This window comes from Rhizobium sp. P2_G2, from assembly GCF_056403555.1.
This window is the reverse complement of sequence record NZ_JBFUFF010000223.1, coordinates 1-3,773: the sequence shown is the minus strand read 5'-3', so window position 1 is coordinate 3,773 and position 3,773 is coordinate 1. Positions and strand designations below refer to the sequence as shown.

Sequence of the window (3,773 nt, the reverse complement as noted above, 5' to 3'; positions counted from 1 at the left end):
CCTTTTATTGGCTGGCGATTCTCTTCACCTTCGCGCTCGGAACATCCGCGGGCGATCTTGTGGCTGAGAAGTTCGAGTTCGGCTATCTGACGACCGCAATCATCTTTGCTGTCATCATCGGCGCGATTACGGCGGCCTATTACTTCTTGAAACTGAACGGTATCCTCGCCTTCTGGCTGGCTTATATCCTCACCCGGCCGGCTGGCGCCTCGATCGGCGACCTGCTGTCCCAGCCGCGCGAATATGGCGGCCTCGGCTTCGGCACAATCGTCACCAGCGTGCTCTTCCTCGCCATCATTATCGTTACCGTGGCCTATATGTCCTGGGTCTATGTGCCCGAACGCGTTTCTGTCGACGGCCAGACGGCCAGCCCTGAATTCTCTTGATCCTCTCAAGTCAGGGCAGGCGGAAGGCCCGGCAATGAATGCTGGGCCTTCCGCTGAAAACTCTCCACGCATCATCTTAGCCGATCCGGGCGGATCGGCCGCTTCCTAAGGGGAACCCGCATGCCATTTTCATTATCCGTCCGCGCTGCGGCCGCCGGACTGACGCTGCTCACCGCCTTTTCCATGCCGGCGGTCGTTCGCGCCGACGACGCCGTGACCGCCGACGACGACAAGCCAGCGGCGGATGACAAGTCTGCGCCAGATGACAAATCTGCGGCAGATGACAAATCCGCTGCGGATGACAAGGGCGACAAGGCGGACGAAGGCACACCACTGATCGCGATCGAAACCGAGAGCAAGCTGCAAAGCGATAACGGCCTTGGGAGGCCGCATACGTCGGCTGTCTTCGCCACGGTCGAGCCGGAGATCACCGTCAACCTCTCCGACACGTTCCGGCTGGTCGGCCATTTCGTCTATGAACCGGTCGAGGATCCGATCAACGGCCGCTTCAATGCCTTCCATGGCGAAGGGCTTTACGCCGAAGAGCTTTATGCCGGCCTGACCGTTGGTCATGTGCGGTTCTCGCTCGGCAAGATCGATCCCTTCTTCGGCATCGCCACCGACGAGGCGCCGGGCATATACGGCGAGGACTTTGCCGGCAACTACGACTTCAAGGGCGCGCTCGGCCTCGCCGCCGATATTTTCCTGTCGGACAACACGACCGGCACCGGTGACGACGCGGCGATCACCAAGCAGATCGTCCACGTCTCGGTCTTCACCTCCGATCCGAGCGTGCTCAGCCGCTCGCTGTTCACCGACCGGGGCCTCTACCGCTGGCAGGACTATCGCGTCGGCAATACCGACATGCCGGAATCCTTTTCCCTCGGCTATGAATACAGCACCAAGAACGCCGATGACGAGGTGGTCGGGCCGACCTGGCGCGTCGCGCTGAGGCGGCTCGCGGCGAAGCAAAGCGGCGTGCCGGATGAATGGGATGTTCTTGCCGCCGGCCAGACCTCCATCGACCTTGGCGACGACCGTGCGCTGAGGCCAATCGCGGAACTGGCCTATTTCATCCATGAAGGCGGCTTCAAGAGGAATGCTGCGGCGGGCACGATCGGCCTCGAATTCCAGCAGGGCGACTGGATCACCTCCGCCGTCGCAGCTTACCATGACCGCTTCGGTGCGCCGGGGCCGGCGGACTACAACCTCACCGCCAGCTTCGGCCGGATCTTCAAGACCGAGGCGACGGGCGAATTCCGCCTCGATGCAGGCTTCAGCCATGCGCGCCTCGATGGCGTGACGACCAATGTGATCGGGCTCCGGTTCCACAAGGATTTCTCCTGGGAGTCGGACAGCAAGCTCTGAGATGCTTTCTGCAAGCGACCAGAATGTGCTCGACGCCATTGCCCACAGCCTGGAGTTCGATGTCTTTTCGATCTCCAGCGCTGCCGGCCACACGAGCGTCCATGGCATAGATTGGGAAACTCTGCTGCATGCCACTGGTCTCGCCGAAGAGGCACTTGACGGAGCCGCCGGCCGTTTGCTGGCCGCAGGCCTGATCGGCTGCGGAGGTACGCCCTATGCAGTCTTCAGCTGGCGGCTGGGCGGAAAGTCCTCGACCTTCTTCTGGCTCACCCGCGAGGGCCGGTGTGCGATCGTTGAGCATGATCGGCGGATTGAGGACGAAGAACCAGGGCGCAGGGAAGGCAATTCTCGATCCTCCGGCAAGTGAAAGCGTGACGCGTGTTCGGCCGCTTGCGTGCTTCCAACGTACAGCGAACAATACTCCCATCATGCCGACTGTCGCAGCGGTCTCGACTGCCGTTGCGTTGGTAACCTTCGAGGCGATCATGCCTTGCGAACCGCTCGAACGATCTTCGCCAGATGATCGGGATCGACACCGTTGCCAACGCGTACCAAGACATCGCCCACCAGGATTTCCAACATCGAACTGCAAACCGCTTTAAAAGCGCGGCAACCTGACTGGCGCGCTCGGTCCCTCCGTCAATGGGGTTACCAGTCCCGAAGAAGGCACCTTCAGTCACTTGACCTAACCCGGCAGGCCGTGATGGTTCAAAAGGTCGCTCTTGGCTTGCAGAGATCCGGCAGAGGAACCATCTGCCGCCGGCAGAGTTCCTCTCTGCTAGGGGAGCTTCTGCATAGTGACAGACAATAGGACAGAGCAGCGTTTGGCTGAGACGGACCGGGTTTTCCGAGAGATCAAGGCAAAGGAAATCGAGGCCAAGCAAGCCAAGAGTGCCCGTCTCCGTCTGGAGCGTGAGAAGGCGTCAAAGGTGCGGTCAGACGAGCGTCGTTGAAGCGACGTCCGCCGCGTCAAACGATGCAGCCAACAGTGATTTTCTCCGCTTGCACCCGATGATGGCTCGCGCGTTCAGGTTTAGAGCATATCTAAGGGGACCAGCAGAGGTGCCGCCGCGCTCTGCCGGTCCCGGCCACGGCAAAGGCTTCTCTGCCGCGGCTGCTGATACGCCCCATCACCGACACGTACGCAATAACTAAGGTGCCGCAAATTTCGGCGTCTCGTCATTATGGCTTCCAACCGCAACAGTTGAAGCCTCTCCTGCGCTGCTTCCTCGCTCAGAATTCAAATCTTGCCACTGGTGGCGCGGGATCGCTGCGCCTTGGCGATGCGTATCGTGCGCCGATGGACCGAATTGCCGTCGCTACTGTCGGGAACTCCCGAAATCATAGTTGATCTTGGCGTCGCGCCAAATCGTCACCGAGCCCGCGACGGGAAACTCCGCGAGGCGTTGGATGGGTGAATTTTACTGAAACACAGGGCAAACTAACCAGAAATCTTTCCAACAGGCATCACAGCTTCCGGGCTGCTGGTTCTGAGCGCGACAGAGATCGTCCGACGCGGAAATTCGAGAGTGTCGCCAGCGATTCGGCATTACTCCTGATTTGTCCGATACCGCACAATGACAGCTATTTCGTACTTGTCCAGCCAAAGAGTTTATTAAAATTTGCGGACGAATTGTTTTCCAGGCAATTGCTATAGAGGCAGCCCCGAATTGTATGAGCCAAATCAGGATCAGTTATTGGAAATGACTATATACTTTAGGTTTAAGTTGTCAAAAATATATACTTTTTCGGTCTGAGAATTCACGGCAGCGCATCAGGCGAAATTCTCGCCAAATCCCATGCTGCCCCGCAAAATAACAGGACCTCTCATATTAAGTCGATGAAATAAGTTGGTTGCAGCTCCCCTTCATTTCCGGGATGTGGCCACTCGATCAGCCAACGCGATAAAGTGCTCCGTCCGGGAACCTTTCGCATTTGCCGAGGTTTGCTCTAGGAAGACCGGTTGTGAAAACAGACGCAGCAGTATGGAAGATAGAGATTTTCAAGCTGTCCCTATGG

General features: G+C 58.5%; 3 protein-coding genes. All 3 read left to right on the top strand.

The window, feature by feature from the left end:
* Window positions 1–386 (top strand): COG4705 family protein (locus AC1D06_RS42150; RefSeq protein ID WP_477991468.1); only part of this gene is annotated, 386 nt, incomplete at its 5' end.
* A 120-nt stretch (window positions 387–506) separates the two neighbouring features.
* Window positions 507–1,754, top strand: a complete 1,248-nt coding sequence (locus AC1D06_RS42145) for a hypothetical protein (RefSeq protein WP_477878634.1) — start codon at window positions 507–509, stop codon at window positions 1,752–1,754.
* Between the two features lies 1 nt (window position 1,755).
* On the top strand, window positions 1,756–2,121 hold the full coding sequence (locus tag AC1D06_RS42140) for a hypothetical protein (RefSeq protein ID WP_477991466.1): 366 nt from the start codon (window positions 1,756–1,758) through the stop codon (window positions 2,119–2,121).
* The last annotated feature ends 1,652 nt before the right edge of the window (window positions 2,122–3,773 follow it).

What these genes read in the sequence shown, in the direction of transcription:
- AC1D06_RS42145 (WP_477878634.1), top strand. Translation starts at nt 507, where the DNA reads ATGCCATTTTCATTATCCGTCCGCGCTGCGGCCGCCGGACTGACGCTG.
- AC1D06_RS42140 (WP_477991466.1), top strand. Translation starts at nt 1,756, where the DNA reads ATGCTTTCTGCAAGCGACCAGAATGTGCTCGACGCCATTGCCCACAGC.